Source organism: Trinickia terrae, assembly GCF_005144415.1.
Classification (GTDB): domain Bacteria; phylum Pseudomonadota; class Gammaproteobacteria; order Burkholderiales; family Burkholderiaceae; genus Trinickia_A; species Trinickia_A terrae.
Window position 1 is genome coordinate 151,760 of the sequence record NZ_SWJE01000005.1, and the last position, 20,044, is coordinate 171,803.

Below are 20,044 nucleotides of genomic sequence, written 5' to 3' on the forward strand. Positions count from 1 at the left end.
GTCACTCCGGCGCGGCGGCGAGGCACTGCGCGATCCGCGCGGCGTCGAGGCGCGCGAGATCGTCCTGGTACTTGAGCAGCACGCCGAGCGTGTCCTGCACCGACTGCGGATCGAGCTCCGCCACCGAGAGCGCCGCGAGCGCTCGGCACCAGTCGATCGTCTCGGCGATGCCCGGCGCCTTGAAGAGATCCATCGTGCGCAGCTGGTGGACGAAATCGACGGCGCGCCGCTGCAGATCCGCTGCGGCCTCGGGCGCGCGCGCCGCGACGATCGCGAGCTCGCGGTCGCGCTCGGGGTAGCCGATCCATTGATAGAGACAGCGGCGCTTGAGCGCATCGTGAACTTCGCGCGTGCGGTTCGACGTCATCACGACGAGCGGCGCGCGCGCCGCGCGCACGGTGCCGTATTCGGGGATCGTCACCTGGAAGTCCGACAGCAGCTCGAGCAGGAACGCCTCGAACGGCTCGTCGGCGCGGTCGATCTCGTCGATCAGGAGCACGCGCTGCGCGCCCGGATGATGCTCGTCGGGCATCAGCGCCTGCAGCAGCGGGCGCTTGAGCAGGAATTCGCTGCGGTAGAGCGTGTCGTTGGCGGGGCGCTCGCCCGCGGCTTCGGCGAGCCGCAGCGCCATGATCTGGCGCGGATAGTCCCATTCGTAGAGCGCGCTCGCGGTGTCGAGGCCTTCGTAGCATTGCAGGCGCAGGAGCGTGGTGCCGAGCATCCCGGCGGCGGCTTTCGCCAGCTCGGTCTTGCCGACGCCCGGCTCGCCTTCGAGAAAGAGCGGCCGCTCCATCGCGAGCGCGAGGAACAGCGCGGTCGCGAGTTCGCGGCTCGCGAAGTAGCCGTGCGCGGTGAGTTGGGCGAGGGTTTCGTCGATCGAAGCGGGCGGCATGGCGCGAGGTGGCTGCAAACCATCGGACTTGGATGAGCGACGCGTTTGCGCCGCCCCTGGGCGGGGCGGCGCAAACGCATCGATATGGCACGGCGTAGCGCTGCAAAAGCGCTATCGAACTAAGCCCGTTCGACAGCACGCCCCGCCAGCACCGGAATCAAATGTGCGCGATAGGTGGCGCTCGCATGCAGGTCGGTGCTGAGATCGTCCGGCGCGATCGTGACGCCGCGCGCTGCCGCCGACGTGAAATTCGCCGACAACGCCGCCTCCAGCGCCTTCGCGCGAAACACCGACGGCCCCGCGCCCGTCACCGCGACCCGCACGCCATCGGCGCGCTTGGCGACGAACACCCCGGCCAGCGCGAAATGCGACGCCGGGTTCGGAAACTTCTCGTACGCGGCTTTTTCGGGCACGGGAAACTCGACCGCGACGATCAGCTCGTCGGGCGCGAGCGCCGTCTCGTACATGCCGACGAAGAAGTCGTCGGCGGCGATGCGGCGGCGGTCCGTCACCACCGTCGCGCCGAGCGCGAGCAGCGCGGCCGGATAGTCGGCTGCCGGGTCGTCGTTGGCGATCGAGCCGCCGAGGGTGCCGAGCGCGCGCACCTGCCTGTCGCCGATCTGCCCGGCAAGCATGGCGAGCGCCGGCAGCGCACGGCGGATCTCCGCGTGCTCGGCGACGTCGGCGTGACAGACGGCCGCGCCGATCGTCACCGTGTTGCCGTCGACGGCGATCTTCTTGAGCTCGGGAATGCGCGTCACGTCGATCAGTTGCGCGGGCTGCGCGAGACGCAGGCGCATCGTCGGCAGCAGGCTCTGGCCGCCGGCCAGGAACTTGGCGTCGCCGTTCGCCGAGAGCGCGGCCACGGCGGACTTCGGATCGGCGGCGCGCCGGTAGTCGAATGAATACGAGTGCATGTCGGCTTCCTCCGCTCAACTCTTCTGGTTCTGGGCAGCGGCCTGGATCGCGCTCCAGACCCGATGCGGCGAGGCCGGCATCTGCAGGTCCTTCACGCCGAGCGGGGCGAGCGCATCGAGGATCGCGTTGATGACCGCTGGCGGCGAGCCGATCGCGCCCGCTTCGCCGCAGCCTTTCACGCCGAGCGGATTGTGCGTGCACGGCGTGCCCTTCGCGGTTTCGACGGTGAAGCTCGGCAGGTCGGACGCGCGCGGCATCGCGTAATCCATGTACGAGCCCGAGAGGAGCTGCCCGGTGTCCTTGTCGTAGACGCACTGCTCGAGCATCGCTTGCCCGATGCCCTGGCCGAGCCCGCCATGCACCTGGCCTTCGACGATCATCGGATTGATCACGTTGCCGAAATCGTCGACTGCGGTGAAGCGGTCGATGCGCGTTTCGCCGGTCTCCGGATCGACTTCGAGCTCACAGATGTACGCGCCCGCCGGGTAGGTGAAGTTGCTCGGGTCGTAGAAGGCGTTTTCGTCGAGGCCCGGCTCGAGCTTGTCGAGCGGATAGTTGTGCGGGACGTAGGCCGCGAGCGACACATCGGCGAAGGTCTTGGTGCGGTCGGTGCCGGCCACGCGGAACACGCCGTTCCTGAACTCGATGTCGTCGGCCGACGCTTCGAGCAGGTGCGCCGCGATCTGCTTGGCCTTGGCTTCGATCTTGTCGAGCGCCTTCATGATCGCCGAGCCGCCCACCGCGATCGAGCGCGAGCCGTAGGTGCCCATGCCGAACGGGATGCGGCCCGTGTCGCCGTGCACGATCTCGACGTTTTCGATGGGCACGCCGAGCCGGTCGGCGACGACTTGCGCGAAGGTCGTCTCATGGCCCTGGCCGTGGCTGTGCGAGCCGGTGAAGACAGTCACGGTGCCCGTGGGATGCACGCGCACCTCGCCCGCTTCGAACAGGCCCGCCCGCGCGCCGAGCGCGCCTGCGATGTTCGACGGCGCGAGTCCGCACGCCTCGATGTAGCACGAGTAGCCGAGGCCGCGCAGCTTGCCGTTCTGCTTCGAGGCGTCGCGGCGCGCGGCGAAGCCCTCGACGTCGGCGAGCGCGATCGCGCGGTCGAGGCAGGGCTCGTAGTCGCCGGTGTCATAGGTGAGGCCGACCGGCGTCGCGTACGGGAACTGGCGGATGAAGTTGCGGCGGCGGATCTCGGCGGGATCGATGTTCATCTCGCGCGCGGCCGTTTCGACAAGACGCTCGACGACGTAGGTCGCCTCGGGCCGCCCCGCGCCGCGATAGGCATCGACGGGCACCGTGTTCGTGAACACGGCTTTGACCTCGGCGTAGATCGCGGGCGTCGTGTACTGGCCGGCGAGCAGTGTCGCGTAGAGGATGGTCGGCACGCTGGAGGCGAACGTCGACAGGTACGCGCCCATGTTCGCGATCGTATGGACGCGCATCGCGAGGAACTTGCCGTTGGCGTCGAGCGCGAGCTCGGCTTTCGTCACATGATCGCGGCCGTGGCAGTCGGAGACGAACGACTCCGAGCGCTCGCAGGTCCACTTGACGGGCCGGCCGACCTTCTTCGCGGCCCAGGTGAGCGCGACGTCCTCGGCGTAGAGGAAGATCTTCGAGCCGAAGCCGCCGCCGACGTCGGGCGCAATGATGCGCAGCTTCGATTCCGGCAGCGACAGCACGAACGCGCCCATCAAGAGCCGCTCGACGTGCGGGTTCTGGTTCGCGACGTAGACCGTGTAGCTGTCGTCCTGCTTCGAGTAGCTCGCGTTGACGGCGCGCGGCTCGATTGCGTTCGGCACGAGGCGGTTGTTGACGATCTCGAGCGTCGTGACGTGGGCGGCCTGGGCGAAAGCGGCGTCGGTAGCGGCCTTGTCGCCGTGGCCCCAGGTGTAGCAGGTGTTGGCGGGCACGCCGTCGTGGACCGCGGGCTGGCCCGCGTCGGCCGCATGGGCCGTATCGGCGATGGCCGGCAGCATGTCGTAGTCGACTTCGATCAGCTCGGCCGCGTCCTTCGCCTCCTTGACCGACTCGGCGACGACGAGCGCCACCTGGTCGCCGACGTGGCGGACCTTGTCGCGCGCGATCGGCGGATGGGGCGGCTCGTGCATCGGCGAGCCGTCGATGCTGTGGATGAGCCAGCCGCAGGGCAGGCCGCCGACGTTGCCGGCGGCGAGATCCGCGCCGGTGAACACGGCGACGACGCCGGGCGAGCGCCTGGCCGCCTCGGCATCGACGTGGTTGATACGGGCATGAGCGTGCGGCGAGCGCACGAACACTGCATAGGCTTGCTGCGGGAGGACGACATCGTCGGTGTACTGGCCGTTGCCGGTCAGGAAGCGAAAGTCCTCCTTGCGCTTGACGGCCGCGCCGATCAAGCGGTGCTCTTCGGGTGCGTTCATCGCGTGGCTCCTTTCCTGGTCTGGCGCTTTAGCCGGCGGTCACGGCTGCCGCTTCCTTCATCGCGGCGGCGCCGGCGAGGACGGCCTTGACGATGTTGTGATAGCCGGTGCATCGGCAGAGGTTGCCGTCGAGCTGACGGCGCACGTCGTCTTCGGTGAGATCGGGCTGCTGCGCGACGAGGGCGGCGGCGCTCATCACCATGCCGGGCGTGCAGAAGCCGCACTGGAGACCGTGGCATTCGCGGAAGGCCGCTTGCATCGGGTGGAGTGTTCCGTCTTTCGACAGGCCTTCGATGGTGGTGACCTCGGTGCCTTCGGCCTGGACGGCTAGGAGGTTGCAGGCTTTTACCGCGCGGCCGTTGAGGTGGACGGTGCAGGCGCCGCACTGGGCGGTGTCGCAGCCGACATGGGTGCCCGTCAGGCGGAGATGATCGCGGAGGAACTGGACGAGCAGGATGTGGGGTTCGACCTCGGCGGTCACGGGAGAGCCGTTGACCGTCAGACTGATGCTGATTGCCATGAACTGTCTCCTTTGTGCTCTTTTTTGGGCCGTTTGGCCCGGTTTTTGATGCTGTTTTTTCTTCTGGTTCTCTGAAAAGTAAAGCACATATTAGGCGCTGGCGCTGGGTGCCTTTTAGGTTTCTTTCGCCTGTTTTTTCCAGAAAACTTTGATATCGCGGCGGTGCGTATAGTCCGTCCCTCCCCGGGACCGGGGTCACTTTTGTCCTTGCCAAAAGTAACCAAAAGCGCGTCCTGGGCGGACGGCCTTGGCCGAAGCGCACTCAGTTCTGTTCGGGGTAGCGGTCTTTGGGTTCCAGCGTCTCCGCTCGCCGAACGGCCGAAGCGCACGCGGCTCGTGGTCGCCTCGGCTTCGAATCAAACCCATGTCGGCGGTCGGGAAGGGCCTGAAAAGGCTCGTCTTGCAACGCATGCCCTACGAAACCTAAATCCGCCCTCTTGGGCGTGGCCTTCCGTTCAGTTGGGTTTTGAGGTTCATGCGCGAGGCTCGGACATTCACGTCAATTTGTTTCGAAGCTGGGCGACCACGAGCCGCGTGCGCTTCGGCGGTTCGGCGAGCGGTGAGGCTGGAACCCAAAGACCGCTACCCCGAACAGAACTGAGTGCGCTTCGGCCAAGGCCGTCCGCCCAGGACGCGCTTTTGGTTACTTTTGGCAAGCAAGGACAAAAGTGACCCCGGTCCCGGGGAGGGACGGACTATACGGACCGGCGCGAAATCAAAGTTTTCTCGAAAAAACAGGCGAAAGAAACCAACCGCCGAAAAGACAAAAAAAAACGGCACCCCCGAAAACGCCGAGAAATGCCGCCATAGGCTCCGAGAAGCAACCCAGCGCAATCAACTCCTACCCGCGCCGGGCGCAAAACCAAGGATCAGTGCTCCGCATGCGCGAGCTTGGAGTGACGCCGCGAATACCCGAAATACACCACCATCCCGATCACAAGCCATACGAGAAACGCGATCCACGTGATCGCCTGAAGATGCACCATCAGAAAGAGACAAGAAGCGACAGCAAGAACAGGCACAACCGGCACGCCGGGACAGCGGAACGCGCGGGGGAGTTCGGGATGCGTGCGCCGCAGCACCAGAACCGCAATCGACACCATCGAAAACGCGGCCAGCGTGCCGATATTGATCAGCTCGGCGAGCACATTCAACGGCACCAGGGCGCCGATCAGCCCAAAGAACAGGCCGACGATCCAAGTCGTGAGAAACGGCGTGGAAAACCGCGGATGCACGCGCGACAGCGCCTTCGGCAGCAGCCCATCCCGCGACATCGCGAAGATGATCCGCGTCTGCCCATAGCTCATCACGAGAATGACAGTCAGCATGCCGAGCACGGCGCCGAGGTCGATGAAGCCCGCCACCCACTTCTGCCCCGCCACCTGCAGCGCGTACGACACCGGGTGCGAAACGTTCGCGAACTGCGCGGCCGGCACGATGCCCGTCACCACCGCCGCCACCGCCACGTACAGGACCGCGCACACGGCCAGCGAGGCAATGATCCCGATCGGCAGGTCGCGCTTCGGGTTGCTCACTTCCTCGGCCGCCGACGACACCGCGTCGAAGCCGATGAACGCGAAGAACATCACCGCCGCCGCGCCGAATACGCCGTTCAGGCCGTTCGGCATGAACGGATGCCAGTTCGCGGGCGTCACGTGGAACACGCCGACCACGATCACGAGCAGCACCACCGTCACCTTGATCGCGACCATGAGGTTGTTCACGCGCGTCGATTCGCGCACGCCCACCGACAGCAGCGCCGTGATCACGAGCATCACGAGGAATGCGGGCAGGTTGAAGAGCGTCGCGACGCCGGGCAGCGCGCCCGGAGCCGCCGTCAGCGCCACCGGCAGCGTGATGCCGAAGCCCTGCAGCAGCGACTGCAGGTAGCCCGACCAGCCCACCGACACCGCCGACGACGCCAGCCCGTACTCGAGCATCAGGTCCCAGCCGATCACCCATGCGACCAGCTCGCCGAGCGTCGCGTACGAGTAGGTGTAGATGGAGCCGGCGACGGGAATCGTCGACGCGAATTCGGCGTACGAGAGCGCCGCCAGACAGCACGCGATGGCGGCCAGCACGAACGAGATCATCAGCGCCGGACCGGCCTGCACGGCACCCGTGCCGGTCAGCACGAAGATGCCGGTGCCGATGATGGCGCCGATGCCGAGGAACGTCAGGTCGAGGGCGCCCAGCGCCTTTTTCAAGCCGGCGCTCTGCGCGCCGGCGATCATGTGTTCGACGTTTTTCTTGCGGAAAAGGGACATTTGGAACGCAGTCTCCTGGAAGGCGCGTGAAGCGGGGTCGCCGCGACCGGCGCCGGATTTAGTGGAAAACCCGTAATTTTAGCGGATCTCGCAGCCCGCCCTGCCAGGATGGGGATAGACAAGTGCGGGTGTAAGGCTGCGGAAAGAATATAGCCAATCCTCTTATCAAAGAGGGCGGCGACATGAGCGAAGACTAAAAAAAACGGCCCCCGGCGCTTGAGCGCGGGAGCCGTGCGGGAAGAACGCTTTTTGGTCGATGCGCTGCTTGCCAGCGTCTTGTTGTCGCCCCCGTGGCGATTAGCCGGTCAAATGCATGGGATGAAATGAGCGGTCGATCAGGCGGTCATCGCCGGGTTCAGGTCCACGAGACGATTGCTCATCACGTAGAACGTCAGTTCGGCGTTGTTGCTGAGCTTCATCTTTTCCAGAAGCCGCGAGCGGTACACGCTGACTGTCTTCACCGACAGCGACAGCGCGTTCGCGATATCGGTCAGGCGTTTGCCCGACGCGAGCATGCACAGTGTCTGGTACTCGCGGTCCGAGAGCTTTTCGTGCGGCAGCTGCTCGCCGTCGAACGACACGTAGTCGGCGAGCGCCTCGGCCATCGCCGGGCTCACGTATTTGCGGCCCGCGGCGACCTGCTGGATCGCCTCGATCATTTGCGCCGCGTTGACCGTCTTCGACAGGTAGCCGGACGCACCGGCCTTCAGCGCGCGCACCGCGTACTGGTCTTCGCGGTACATCGAGAACATCATCACCGGCACGCGCGGCACCTTGCGCTTCATGCGCTTGAGCACCTCGACGCCGTTCACGTCCGGCAGGGAGATGTCCAGCAGGATCACGTCGAACACGGTCTTGTCGATGCTCGCGAGCGCCTGCGCGCCGCTCTCGGCTTCGACGACCTCGCGCGCGACGCCGCGATCGAGCAGCAGCTGCCGCACGCCCTGGCGCACGATGGCGTGGTCGTCGACGAGGAGGATGCGCAGCGTCATCGGGCGCGCCTCACGAAAGCGACGCGCTGCGGCGCGGCGTGTCGGCGGCGGCCAGCATCGATTCCCACGCGAAGCGCGCGCGCACCGTCGTGCCGCTGGGCGCCTGCTTCGCGGACTGCCTTCCTTGCTTGTCGCACGACCCGTGCTGTCCGTGCGAAATGACCCGCAGCTTGCCGCCGAACGCGTCGCAGCGCGCGCGCATTCCGGCAAGGCCGAAGCCGCTCGTGTCCTTGCGGGCGCGCCGGCCGATGCCGCGGCCATCGTCCTCGATGATCACCGTCAGGTGGCGGCGGTCGGTCTCGATGCGCACATCGGCGCACGATGCGCCCGCATGCTTGGCGACGTTGGAGAGCGCTTCCTGGGCGACGCGGTAGATCGCGAGCGCGGCGCCGTAGGGCAACTGGGTCAGGCGCACATCGGCTGCGCACACGAAGCTCGTGCGCAGCCGCGTGCGGGCGGCGAAGCCTTCGGCCCACTGCGACAGCGCGCTGACGATGCCGGCGTCGAGCGGACGCGCGTGCAGATGGTCGACGATGCGCCGGCTCGCCTCGCTCGCGGCGTCGAGCGCCTGCTGGGCGACGGCGATGGCTTCGGCGCATTGCGCGTCCGCGTCGGCGGGCAGGCGGTGCTCGGCGTTCGCGAGCGCAAAGCGGGCGGCGGTCAGCTCGGCGCCGACGCTGTCGTGCAGTTCCTGCGCCAGATAGGCGCGAGCGGTCTCCTGGGCCGTGGTCAGCTCGGCGGCGAGCTCGCGCACGCGCTTGCGCAGCGCTGCGGCCTCACGCTCGGTGGCGAGACGGGCCTCGAGATGCCCGGCAGGGGGGAGCGGGTCGACGTCATGCTGGCGGATCGCCTCGCATGACGGCGCATGCGAGGCGATCACATGAATTGGTACGACGATCGACGTATCCATGGCTTTCCCTGCGGGTGACACGAGCACACTTCCGGCGCGTCTCGAAAGTCACCGGCAATGCGGTCAAACAGACAAGTCGCGACAGACAAAAGGTAACGGCGCAGCGTAACGATTTTTACATCTGGTAACAAATCGGAGCTAACCCTATGATTATTTCAAAGTGGTGTCGCTGCGTCGCGATGATATCTCAAAAAAATTTAACAAGTCGCTATGACAAGGGTTTGCGTGTTGTTTGCCATCAAAGATTCACACTCCTGGCACGTTTTCGTGTAGGAAAAACACCGACATGGAAAGTGGCGGTAAGGAGCTGAAATGTAACGTCCGATGAGAACGTTGCAAAAGCGCGGCTGTGAGCTCGACAGCGCTCCGATGGCGCTGTTGCGCGCTCGCCCGGCCATAAAAAAACCGGAGCGCGAGGCTCCGGTTTTCGAGGAGAATGGCCGGGCGAAATCAGCCGACGAACGCCTTTTCGACGACGTAGTGGCCCGGCGCATTGTTGCTGCCTTCCTGGAAGCCCAGGCTGTCGAGCAGCTCGCGCGTGTCGCGCAGCATGTGCGGGCTGCCGCAGAGCATGACGCGGTCGTTTGCGAGCGAGAACGGCTCCACGCCGAGGTCTTCGAACAGCTTCCTGGTGTCGATCAGCTCGGTGATCCGGCCGCGGTTCTGGAACGATTCGCGCGTGACGGTCGGGTAGTAGACCAGCTTCTCGCGCACCAGCTCGCCGATGTGCTCGTGCGCCGGCAGGTGGTCGGTGATGTATTCCTTGTACGCGAGCTCGTCGACGAAGCGGCAGGTGTGCGTCAACACGACCTTCTCGTAGCGCTCGTACACGTCCGGATCCTTGATGATCGACATGAACGGCGCGAGGCCCGTGCCCGTCGACAGCAGCCACAGCGTCTTGCCCGGCAGCAGGTTGTCGCACATCAGCGTGCCGGTCGGCTTCTTGCCGATCAGCACCTGGTCGCCCACCTTCAGGTGCTGCAGGCGCGACGTCAGCGGGCCGTCCTGCACCTTGATGCTCAGGAACTCGAGGTTTTCTTCGTAGTTGGCGCTCGCCATGCTGTACGCGCGGATCAGCGGCTTGCCCTCGACTTCGAGGCCCACCATCGTGAATTGGCCGTTTTCGAAGCGGAACGAGGCGTCGCGCGTGCAGGTGAAGCTGAAAAGCGTGTCGGTCCAGTGATGAACGGAAAGAACGGTTTGAGAATTCAGGTTGCTCATGGCTTCTTGGAGACGCGAAAACGCGCATTTTAGCGCGGCGCGCCCCGGGCGTCTTCGACACCCCTTACATATCGAAATAACGTGAGCGCATAAGGGAGCGTTTCAATCAGCGCTCCGCGACCAGCTTCGCGCCGAGCCCGACGAGCGCCGCGCCGCACAGGCCGTCGATCGGCCGGCGCAGCTTGCGGTAGCCGCGCTGAGTGCGTTCGGCGGCGAACATCAGGGCGACGCCGCCATACCGGCCCGCCGACAGCGTGCCGATCAGCGCCAGCACCACGCCGTAGAACCAGAGCGGAGGATGCGCGGGAAACATCGCCGCGAACACGCTGGTCCAGAACACGCACGACTTGGGATTGGTGAGGCAGGTCAGGAGGCCCGAGCGATAGGCGCGCCAGTAGGCGGTGGCGTCGTGCGTCTGCGGATCGGCGGGGTCGGCGTCGGCGTCGGCGTCGGCGGCCGGTTCGGCCTTGGCGCTCGCGCGCAGCAGCTTGAGGCCGAAGTAGACGAGGTACAGCGCGCCGGCGATCCGGATGCCCGTATACAGCCACTCGATTTTCTGCAGGACGGCGGCGAGGCCGAGCATCGCGAGCGTCGCCCAAGTCACCGAGGCCGTGCCCACGCCGAGCGCGGAGGCGGCGCCCAAGCCGCGCCGGCCGGCGAGCGAGAGCTGCGTGATCATGAAGAAGTTCGGCCCGGGGCTGATGGCGGCGATCAGGTAGACGACGGCGATCTGCAGCAGGATCGGCAAGTAGTGGAGCATGGCGAACCTGGCCTTGGGCGGTGGCGGAAAGCGGCTACTCTACCCCTTCGCCGCGCTTTTCGTCCGGCAAATCCCCGCAAATCCGCTATCCGGGCGTCGTCACCGGCCGCTGGCTGCCGGGCAGCCGTCAGTCGACCCGCAGCCGCGCCATGTACGGCAGATGGTCCGACAGCCACGCCGTTTCCTGATCCGGCGGGATCCATTCGACGGGCCGCATGCCGCGCACGAACATCTTGTCGAGCGCGAGCGCCGGCGAGAACGCCGGAAACGTGCGGCCCGGTTCGCCGAGCCACGTCGCCACCTCCTGCAGGCCGATCTCGCGAAAGAGCGGCACCGAATCGTTGCGCCAGTCGTTGAAGTCGCCCGCGAGCACGAGCGGGCCGTCCGGCGCCTCGCGCGCGATCCAGTGCGCGATCCAGTTCATCTGGCGCAGACGGGCGGCGCGCGTGAGCGCGAGATGCGCGCACAGGAGCGTGACCGAGTGCCCGGCGAAGGCCGCGCGCGCGACGAGCAGGCCGCGGCGCTCGAAGCGGTGCGCCGAGATGTCCCAGCGTCCGCCGAGGTCGAGCGGATGCGGCGAGAGGATCGCATTGCCGTGCCGCCACGACGGCTTGAACACGTTCGGCCCGAGCGCGATATCGAGCTCGAGCGAGCGGGCGATTTCGGTGGCCTGGCAATGCCAGACGTCTTCGAGCGGATCGTGAACGACGGGTGAGCCGAAGCTCGTCGCGAGCACTGGGCCCGGCATGCGCCGCGCCATCGCTTCCTGGAGGAAGTAGGCATCGGCGTGAGTGGATTCCACCCAGCGCTGCATCGCGTTCCAGGCCGTGAAGCCGAGCGGCGAGCGGCCCTTGTGCAGGTTCCAGCTCACCGCGATGAAGTCTTTTCTCCGCGGACTCTCGCGTGTCAGTTCTTCAGGGTTTCGCATGCCGCATGGTCCCACTTCAATTCGTTTGCACTGGCGGAGCGCTGGCGCGCACGCGATATGCCAGCGTCGGATTCTTGTCGACGATCGTCCAGGTCACCCATTGGCCGCCGGGCACCGTGAGCCCGGGGTGGCTCGCCGTGACCTGGCGCGGCTGCGGCGGCAGCTTGCAGCCCTCGGGGGTTTGCTGCGCGGTGTCGCCTTCGAGCGTTTCCTGCGCGTCGATGGCGAGCGTCACGCTCGCGGGCGAGGCCTGCGTCGGCGACACCGTCAGCGTACGCGCCAGGTCGATGTTGCCCGCCGGCCGGTCCTTGCAGCCGACGTCGTGCACGACCTCGTGATGATGCGTCGTGGTGTACGCCTGGCCGACTGCCGTGGTGGCTTCGAAGGCGTCGATCTGCTGGCCGTCGCGGACGACTTGCAGCTGCCAGTGCACCGGCGCCGTCGCGCTTTGCGCGTGCGCGGCGTTCGATGCGGCGAACAAGGCGGCTGACAGCAGGACGACACTGTTTTTCCACATGCAGCGATTCTCCCAGGCGCCCGAAAAAGCATAGGCGCCCATCTTACGCTCTCTGGAAGATACGGTTTTCAGACTGCGCATCGGCGCACCGGGTTTAGCCGATGCCGTGTTAGCAGCACTGCGCATCGGCTGCTCGCTTGCGCGCGAATATTGCGCCGTTACACTGAAATCGATGGGGAGCGAAATGTGCGCGATGCCCGCGTCATGCGCGGCGAGGCGGGCACACACTTGGGCGCACAACCGGTCTCGCGATCGGCAATGAGCCGCATAGCAACAAGGCGAGGTGAGCGATGACAACAGCCATGGTCAAACAAGAAATCGCGCTGGCGTCCTTCAGCAAGGTCTACGACCTCGATCAAGTCGAGACCGCGCTGAATGAACTCGGGGAAGGCGCAAACGAGGCGCTGCGCACCACCTACGAGAAGATGCTGAAAGTCGGCAATCTGCGTTTTTGCGTGAAGCCGAACCGGATGCCTTCGATCGACGACCTGATCGGTGCGCTGCCCAATTTCGCCGAGCCGCTCGACGACATACGCAAGCAAGTCGCGCTGTGCCTCGAGACCGACGACCGTCTCGAGCTGATGCCGATCCTCCTGCTCGGCGACCCCGGCATCGGCAAGACGCATTTCGCCAAGCAGCTCGCGCGCTTGCTCGGCACGTCGTATCAATACGTCGCGATGAGCTCGCTGACGGCGGGATGGATTTTGTCGGGCGCGTCGTCGCAATGGAAGAACGCGAAGCCCGGCAAGGTGTTCGATGCGCTGGTGCACGGCAGCTATGCGAACCCCGTGATCGCGATCGACGAGATCGACAAGGCGAGCGGCGATTCGCAATACGATCCGCTCGGAGCGCTCTATGCGCTGCTCGAGCAGGAGACGGCGCGCGCTTTCATCGACGAGTTCGCCGAGATCCCGATCAACGCGGGGCACGTGATCTGGATCGCCACCGCCAACGACGCGCGCGCTATCCCTGAGCCGATCCTCGACCGCATGAGCGTCTACGAGATCGCGGCGCCCGATCGCGACGGCGCGCGGCGCATCGCGCAGTCGATCTACGACGAGATCCGCTCGGCGCACGGCTGGGGCCAGCGCTTTCCCGCGCAGCTCGCCGACGACACGCTCGATACGCTGGCCAACGCGTCGCCGCGCGACATGCGCCGCGCGATCCTGAACGGCTTCGGCACCGCGCGCGTGGCCGGACGCGATCAGGTGCAGCCCGGCGACATCCGCCTCGAATACGGCACGCGCCGCAAGCCGATCGGCTTTTGAGGGCCCCCCGCGCCGCTGTCACGCTCTTGTCACGCCAGCCGCAGTAGTTGTACGGATACGGAGGTTTGCGCGTTGCGCCAAGTCGTACAATTTGCCTGAAGCGCGAAAGCGAACGGTGTGCGGCGCAAAGCCGGCGCATCCTGTGTCCAACGCGGGTGGAGAGGCGCGGTTCATGCGCCGCAAGGGACAAGCACAAAATGGATCAGATCGAATGCGTAGTGATCGGCGCAGGGGTGGTCGGTCTTGCAGTGGCGCGCGCGCTGGCGGCGCGCGGACGCGAAGTGATCGTGCTCGAGGCGACCGAAGCCATCGGTACCGGCACGAGCTCCCGCAATAGCGAAGTCATCCACGCGGGGCTTTACTATCCGCGCGGCTCGCTGAAGGCGACGCTCTGCGTGCGCGGCCGCGAAATGCTCTACGAGTATTGCGCGGCGCGCGGCGTGCCGCACGAGCGCTGCGGCAAGCTCCTGGTCGCGACGGCGCGCAACCAGGTTCCGCAGTTGCAAGCGATCGAGACGCGCGGCAAGGAAAACGGCGTGCTCGACTTGATCCGCATGAGCGGCGACGAGGCGCATGAGCTCGAGCCCGCGCTCTCATGCGTCGCCGCGGTGTTCTCGCCGCAGACGGGTATCGTCGACAGCCATCAGCTGCTGCTCGCGCTGCAAGGCGATGCCGAGAACGACGGCGCGATCTGTGTGTTCCATGCGCCCGTCGAGTCGATCGATTGCCGCAACGGGCGCTTCATCGTGAGCGTCGGCGGCGCGTCGCCGACCACGATCAGCGCCGCTTGCGTCATCAACAGCGCGGGGCTTCAGGCGAACGCGATCGCGCGCAAGATCCACGGTCTCGATCCGCGCCACGTGCCGCCGCTTTATCTCGCGCGCGGCAACTACTTCACCGTGTCCGGGCGTGCGCCGTTCTCGCGGCTCGTCTACCCGATGCCGAACGAGGCCGGCCTCGGCGTGCATCTGACGATCGATCTCGGCGGCCAAGCGCGCTTCGGTCCCGATGTCGAATGGATCGAGGCGATCAACTACGACGTCGATCCGCATCGCGCCGATTCCTTCTACGCGGCGATTCGCGAGTATTGGCCCGCGCTGCCTGACGGCGCGCTGCAGCCCGCGTATGCGGGCATTCGTCCGAAGCTCTCGGGGCCGGGCGAGCCGGCGGCCGATTTCGTCATTCAAGGGCCGGCGGCGCATGGCGTGCGCGGTCTCGTGAACCTGTTCGGGATCGAGTCGCCTGGCTTGACGGCGTCGCTCGCGATCGCGCAGCGGGTGTGCGAGGTGGCGGGGCGCGCCTGAGCCGGCAGCGCCTGTAGGGCGCCTCGCGTCTCGGCTCGCCCTGATGCGCCGGCTATTCGATCGCTTATCTCTATCATTTCGGGCGTCACACGGCGCCGCTTCGTTGCTATGCTTTGTCACTGCTGCCGTGAGAGCAGCGTCCCCATATATATAACGAACGTGGAGTGAGTCCCCAATGAAATCATCTCGTCGGACGTTCTTGATCACGAGTATCGGCGTCGCATCGACGCTTGCGTTGTCGCGCCAGGCCGCTTTCGCCGATGCGCCGAAGGTTACCGAAGCCGATCCCACCGCGCAGGCGCTCGGCTACAAGGAAGACGCGGCCAAAGTCGACAAGGCCAAATGGGCGAAGTACGCCGCCGGCCAGGACTGCGGCAACTGCAGCTTCTATCAGGGCAAGGCGGGCGACGCCTGGGCCCCGTGCCCGATGTTCGGCGGCAAGCAGGTCTCGTCGAAGGGCTGGTGCAGCGCCTATAACAAGAAGGCCTGATACTTCACGGTCTGCCTCTCTGGCGGCGGCGTTGAGCGGCCGCCTGTCGAATCACTGATCACTGTTGCGGCGCTTGCGCACAACGCGCAAGCGCCCGCGGCAGGTCTACAGATACTTGCTAAGGAACGTCAGCGTGCGGCCGTGCGCGAGCGCCGAGGCGTGCTGATTGTAGGCGGCGCGATCCGTGCAATTGAAGCCGTGATGCGCGTTCGCGTACAGATGGAATTCGACGTCGTCGCGGCCGGCGAAGCTCGCCTTCACCTGATCGACGGCCTCGGGCGGAATGCCCGCATCCTCCTCGGCATAGTGGAATTGCACCGGCACCTTGATCTTCGCCGCTGCGTCGAGCTGGTTCTGGATGCCGCCGCCGTAGTAGGGCACCGCGACGTCGACCGAGCCCTGCGCCGCTGCCAGATAAGCAAGCCGTCCGCCGAAGCAATAGCCGATCGCCGCGACCTTGCCCGACGCTTCGGGCATCGCGCGCAACACCTCTGCGGCCGCGCCGATGTCGGCCACCGCGAGATCGACGTTGGTCTTCTGCATGATCTCGATGCCCTTGTCGCGATCCGCGCCTTCGTAGCCGAGCTCGACGCGCGGCTGCGTGCGCCAGAAGATGTCCGGTGCGAGCGCCACGTAGCCGTCTAGCGCATATTGATCCGCGACCGAGCGGATATGGCTGTTCACGCCAAAGATTTCCTGAATGATGATGACGGCCGGACCTTTGCCGGCTTTGGGCAGCGCCAGGTAGCCGGGCATGGGGGCGCTGTCGGTGGGAATATCGATCCAGCGGGATGTGACAGTCACGTCGATCTCCTATTGGAAGAGCCAGGGGAGAAAAATCGGGCAGCCAGTGTGCCACCAATCCAAGACTGCTGCAGGCCGTCATATTGATCGTGGCCAATGGTCCCAGCGTGTCTTCATACGGTCACATTGCGCCCATCGGCAAAAACCCTGGTGTCGCGGAAACCCTTATGGGACGGCCATTCTCGGGGAGTCTTCAAGTCTGCGGATTGAGTTGCGAACAATCGCGCTATTGGTAGTCGTCCCACTTTCTCAAAAAAATCCCCTAAATTAATTTGATGCCATACACTTGCGCGCAAGTACGGGACGCCACCTGCCAAAAACTTGCTGGCTCGCGTGCTTGGCCAAGTGCATGACCGATGCATCCGGCGTAATCGTCCACCGGATTTAGACGGATAAGACGGAAGCGGGGCATAGGCGATTACGTTGTTTTTGGGACCGAAACTGGAGACTTACATGAATATCAAGATGCAAAAGCTGTTGCCGATCAGCGCTGCAGCCATGCTGTTTGCGACGATGGCAACGGGCGCCGCGGCGGATCAAGTAATCAAGATCGGCCACGTCGCACCGCTGACTGGGCAAATCGCCCACCTTGGCAAGGACAATGAAAACGGCGCGCGTCTCGCTGTCGAAGAAATCAATGCCAAGGGGCTGACGATCGGCGGCCAGAAGATCACGCTCGAACTCGACGCCCAAGACGACGCGGCCGACCCGCGTACGGCTACCCAAGTGGCGCAGAAGCTCGTCGACGACAAGGTCGTCGCGGTGGTGGGCCACCTGAACTCCGGTACCTCGATCCCGGCTTCGAAGATCTACAGCGATGCGGGCATCGTGCAGATCACGCCGTCGGCAACGAATCCGGCCTTTACACAGCAAGGTTTCAAGACGACCTACCGCGTGGTTGCGACTGACGCGCAGCAGGGCCCGGCACTCGCCAACTACGCGGCGAAGGAATTGAAGCTCAAGAGCGTCGCGATCGTCGACGACTCGACCGCTTACGGCCAAGGTCTCGCGAACGAGTTTGAGAAGACCGCCAAGTCGCTCGGCATGAACGTGGTGTCGCATGACGCGACGAACGACAAGGCCGTGGACTTCCGCGCGATTCTGACGAAGATCAAGGGTGAAAACCCGGATGCGATCATGTACGGCGGCATGGACGCCACCGGCGGCCCGTTCGCGAAGCAAGCGAAGCAACTGGGCCTGCGTGCGAAGGTGCTCGCGGGTGACGGCGTCTGTACCGACAAGCTGGCCGACCTGGCCGGCGAAGCAACCGACAACGTCGTCTGCTCGGAAGCAGGCAGGTCGCTCGAGAAGATGGGCAAGGCTGGCGAGGAGTTCCAGACGAAGTTCCAGAAGCGCTTCGGCCAGCCGATCCAGATCTACGCGCCGTTCACGTATGACGCCGTGTACATCATCGTCGACGCGATGAAGCGCGCGGGCTCCACCGATCCGGCGAAGATCGTCGCCGCCATGCCGACCACCGACTACAAGGGCGTGATCGGCGAAACGACGTTCGATTCGAAGGGTGACCTGCAGCACGGCGTGATTTCGCTCTACAACTACAAGGCAGGCAAGAAGTCGTTGCTCAGCGAAGTGAAGATGTAATTTGCTCCGTCGGCTTCAGGGGCCGTCACAGCCTCTGGCAGCGACGAAAAGCGCGCATGCTTTGCCAGCATGCGCGCTTTTTCGTATGGGCTTTTGTGTTGTCATCGTTCACGTTGTGCGGCGCGAGGATGCGTCAAATCCCGAGCCGCCCGAGCACCTTGGGTCCGACGAACGCCACCAGTCCGGCGCACAGCGCGACGATCGACAGACCGATCGACAGATTCGTCACCTGCGTGACGCCGCCGATCACGACCGGCCCGAACAGCAGCCCGAAGTAGGCGAGGCCGGCCACGTGCGCGAGGCCTTCGGCCGCATGGATGCCCTTGACACGCGCCGCCGCCGCGAACAGCACCGGCATCATGTTCGCGAGGCCGAGCCCCATCAGCGCGAAGCCTGTCAGCGCGGCAAACGAATACGGCAGCAGCAGTGCGCCGACCATCCCGGCGCAGGCGAGCGAAGCGCTCGCGCGCACCAGCTGCGGCGCGCCGAAGCGGGCGCGCACGGCGTCGCCTGCGAAGCGGCCGGCCGCCATGCCGCCGGAGAACGCCGCGTACGCTGCGCTCGCGAGCGCGGGCGTCGCAACGACGACATCGCGCATATAAACCGTCGCCCAGTCGTACATCGCGCCTTCGGCGATCAGCGCGATCAGCGCCACGGCGCCGAGCGCCCACAGCACCGGCGAGCGCCAGCGGTTGGCGCGTGAGCCGCCGTGGCGCGGATCGTCCGCATGCGGGACGTGTGGCAGCACGGCCGGGCATGCCGCGAGCAAGACCAGCGCAGCGGCCGCCGCGGCAAGTCCGAGATGCAGCGCGGGCGCCATCCCGCGCGAGAGCAGCGCGCCGCCGGCTGCCGCGCCGGCCATCCCGCCCATGCTGAACATGCCGTGCAGCGACGACATGATCGGCTTCGCGAGCGCTGCTTCGACCGCGCTCGCCTCGGCATTGATCGCGACGTCGAGCGTGGCCATCCCGATGCCGAAGACCGCGAGCACCGGCAGCAGCAGCCAATAGAACGGCACGACGAGAATCAGCGCCGCGCACACCGACATCGTGAGACCGCCAACAAGACAGGCGCGCCGCGTGCCGACGCGGGCGATCCATTTTGCGTTGGTCGCCATCGCGGCGATCGAGCCGCCCGCGACGGCGAGCAGCGCAATCGACAGCAGCGCCGGACTCAGATGGAACTTGTCGCGCACAGTCGGCACGTGCACGCCCCACGACGCGTACACCATGCCGGCGATGAAAAAGAGCGCCATCGTGGCATTACGTGCGCGGTTGCGCGCCGATGCCGGCAGGTTGCGATGCGCGGCTGGCAGGGAGGCGAGTTCGGGGGAGTGGTCGGACACGGGTTGGCTCGTCAAACAGCGGATGGGGGAGAGAAAGGCGGCGGATAAAAGAGATTGGGCCACGATGCGGCGCGTAGCCGCGGCCCGGCCTGTCAACTCGGCCCGAACGATTCTATCGGAGCGCTTGCCGCCTTGCTTGCGTGCTGATCTAAGATGTTTGCGCACCGCCCGCTTTTTGGCGCCCGCAAGCCCCCTTATCCGAGGACTATCCGTTGAAGATTCCCGCTCACGCTCCGCTTCACCTGCTGCACCGGACCGGCGCCGGCACGCTCGCGACGCATTCGCGCGAGCCGCAAGGTTTCCCGTACCCGACGGTGCTGCCGTTCGCGACCGATGCGCGGCATCGGCCGGTCGTGCTCGTCAGCCGGCTTGCCGAGCACGCGCGCAATTTGCAGGCCGACCCGCGCGCCGGGTTTCTGGTCGCGCATGCGCCGGGCGGCGATCCGCTGAGCGGGGAGCGGGTCACGCTGGTCGGCCGGTTCGAGCCGCTGGACCCGTCCGCCGCCTTTGTGACGCGCTATTTGCGCTATCACCCCGATGCCGAGCGCTACCTGGCGCTTGGGGATTTCTCCTTCTGGGCGATGGCGATCGAGCGGCTGCGCTATATCGGCGGCTTTGGCCAAATGGGCTGGCTCGATGCCGCCGATCTCGACCCGCTCGCGCCGCTGCCGGACGAAGATGAAATCGCGCTGGCCGCGTTTTTCGAGCAGTATCCGCAACGCCCGGCGCGCCTCGAATTAGCGGGTGTGGACCGTTATGGCGCGGACCTGAAGTTCGGCGGAATGTTCGAACGCCATGCTTTCAATGAACCCAAACAGAACATCCTGGAAATCGAGGTGGCACTGGCCGATTGCATTGCGCATCGCGCGTCGAATTAGTCTCGTGTTTATCCTGATCGGGA

18 protein-coding genes are annotated in these 20,044 nt (G+C 65.7%); 5 read left to right on the forward strand and 13 right to left on the reverse strand.

Annotation, left to right across the window (positions count from 1 at the left end):
• Position 1: 1 nt before the first annotated feature.
• The 11 genes from FAZ69_RS10070 to FAZ69_RS10120 form a co-directional block, all read right to left on the reverse strand.
• Positions 2-892, reverse strand: a complete 891-nt coding sequence (locus FAZ69_RS10070) for an AAA family ATPase (RefSeq protein ID WP_136893912.1) — start codon at positions 890-892, stop codon at positions 2-4.
• A 119-nt stretch (positions 893-1,011) separates the two neighbouring features.
• Positions 1,012-1,809 (reverse strand): FAD binding domain-containing protein, encoded by a 798-nt coding sequence (locus FAZ69_RS10075; protein ID WP_136893914.1) that lies wholly within the window; start codon positions 1,807-1,809, stop codon positions 1,012-1,014.
• A 15-nt stretch (positions 1,810-1,824) separates the two neighbouring features.
• The gene (locus FAZ69_RS10080; protein WP_136893916.1) at positions 1,825-4,215 is read right to left on the reverse strand and encodes a xanthine dehydrogenase family protein molybdopterin-binding subunit; all 2,391 of its coding nucleotides are present in this window, start codon (positions 4,213-4,215) and stop codon (positions 1,825-1,827) included.
• A 28-nt stretch (positions 4,216-4,243) separates the two neighbouring features.
• On the reverse strand, positions 4,244-4,735 hold the full coding sequence (locus tag FAZ69_RS10085; protein ID WP_136893918.1) for a (2Fe-2S)-binding protein: 492 nt from the start codon (positions 4,733-4,735) through the stop codon (positions 4,244-4,246).
• 869 nt (positions 4,736-5,604) lie between these two features.
• Positions 5,605-7,002 (reverse strand): branched-chain amino acid transporter BcaP, encoded by a 1,398-nt coding sequence (bcaP, locus tag FAZ69_RS10090; protein ID WP_136893920.1) that lies wholly within the window; start codon positions 7,000-7,002, stop codon positions 5,605-5,607.
• Positions 7,003-7,337: 335 nt separating this feature from the next.
• Entirely contained in the window at positions 7,338-7,994 is a 657-nt protein-coding gene (rqpR, locus tag FAZ69_RS10095; RefSeq protein ID WP_136893922.1) for a response regulator transcription factor RqpR, read from the reverse strand.
• Between the two features lie 10 nt (positions 7,995-8,004).
• Positions 8,005-8,904, reverse strand: a complete 900-nt coding sequence (locus FAZ69_RS10100) for a sensor histidine kinase (protein WP_136893924.1) — start codon at positions 8,902-8,904, stop codon at positions 8,005-8,007.
• A gap of 450 nt (positions 8,905-9,354) precedes the next feature.
• Positions 9,355-10,125, reverse strand: a complete 771-nt coding sequence (locus FAZ69_RS10105) for a ferredoxin--NADP reductase (protein WP_136893926.1) — start codon at positions 10,123-10,125, stop codon at positions 9,355-9,357.
• Between the two features lie 106 nt (positions 10,126-10,231).
• Entirely contained in the window at positions 10,232-10,885 is a 654-nt protein-coding gene (locus FAZ69_RS10110; RefSeq protein ID WP_136893928.1) for a LysE family translocator, read from the reverse strand.
• Positions 10,886-11,012: 127 nt separating this feature from the next.
• A complete protein-coding gene (locus tag FAZ69_RS10115; RefSeq protein ID WP_136893930.1) occupies positions 11,013-11,813 on the reverse strand; it encodes an endonuclease/exonuclease/phosphatase family protein in 801 nt (266 codons plus the stop codon).
• Positions 11,814-11,829: 16 nt separating this feature from the next.
• Positions 11,830-12,330, reverse strand: coding sequence for a hypothetical protein (locus FAZ69_RS10120; protein ID WP_136893932.1), 501 nt, complete (start codon positions 12,328-12,330; stop codon positions 11,830-11,832).
• A 290-nt stretch (positions 12,331-12,620) separates the two neighbouring features.
• On the opposite strand from FAZ69_RS10120, the gene FAZ69_RS10125 reads away from it, so the two are divergent.
• From FAZ69_RS10125 to FAZ69_RS10135, 3 genes are all read left to right on the forward strand, one after another.
• Positions 12,621-13,598, forward strand: a complete 978-nt coding sequence (locus FAZ69_RS10125; protein ID WP_136893934.1) for an AAA family ATPase — start codon at positions 12,621-12,623, stop codon at positions 13,596-13,598.
• A 197-nt stretch (positions 13,599-13,795) separates the two neighbouring features.
• Positions 13,796-14,902 carry an NAD(P)/FAD-dependent oxidoreductase gene (locus FAZ69_RS10130; protein WP_136893936.1) on the forward strand — a complete coding sequence of 369 codons (1,107 nt, stop codon included), beginning with the start codon at positions 13,796-13,798 and terminating at the stop codon, positions 14,900-14,902.
• A gap of 175 nt (positions 14,903-15,077) precedes the next feature.
• Positions 15,078-15,392 carry a high-potential iron-sulfur protein gene (locus tag FAZ69_RS10135; protein WP_136893938.1) on the forward strand — a complete coding sequence of 105 codons (315 nt, stop codon included), beginning with the start codon at positions 15,078-15,080 and terminating at the stop codon, positions 15,390-15,392.
• A 105-nt stretch (positions 15,393-15,497) separates the two neighbouring features.
• On the opposite strand, the gene FAZ69_RS10140 is transcribed toward FAZ69_RS10135, so the two are convergent.
• Positions 15,498-16,196, reverse strand: coding sequence for a dienelactone hydrolase family protein (locus tag FAZ69_RS10140; protein ID WP_136893940.1), 699 nt, complete (start codon positions 16,194-16,196; stop codon positions 15,498-15,500).
• A 453-nt stretch (positions 16,197-16,649) separates the two neighbouring features.
• On the opposite strand from FAZ69_RS10140, the gene FAZ69_RS10145 reads away from it, so the two are divergent.
• A complete protein-coding gene (locus FAZ69_RS10145) occupies positions 16,650-17,798 on the forward strand; it encodes a branched-chain amino acid ABC transporter substrate-binding protein (RefSeq protein ID WP_136893942.1) in 1,149 nt (382 codons plus the stop codon).
• A gap of 133 nt (positions 17,799-17,931) precedes the next feature.
• Here FAZ69_RS10145 and FAZ69_RS10150 read toward each other — a convergent pair whose 3' ends face one another.
• Positions 17,932-19,143, reverse strand: a complete 1,212-nt coding sequence (locus FAZ69_RS10150) for an MFS transporter (RefSeq protein WP_136893944.1) — start codon at positions 19,141-19,143, stop codon at positions 17,932-17,934.
• 212 nt (positions 19,144-19,355) lie between these two features.
• Between FAZ69_RS10150 and FAZ69_RS10155 the strand changes: the two genes are divergently transcribed.
• Positions 19,356-20,021, forward strand: coding sequence for a HugZ family pyridoxamine 5'-phosphate oxidase (locus FAZ69_RS10155; protein ID WP_136893946.1), 666 nt, complete (start codon positions 19,356-19,358; stop codon positions 20,019-20,021).
• Positions 20,022-20,044 lie beyond the last annotated feature (23 nt).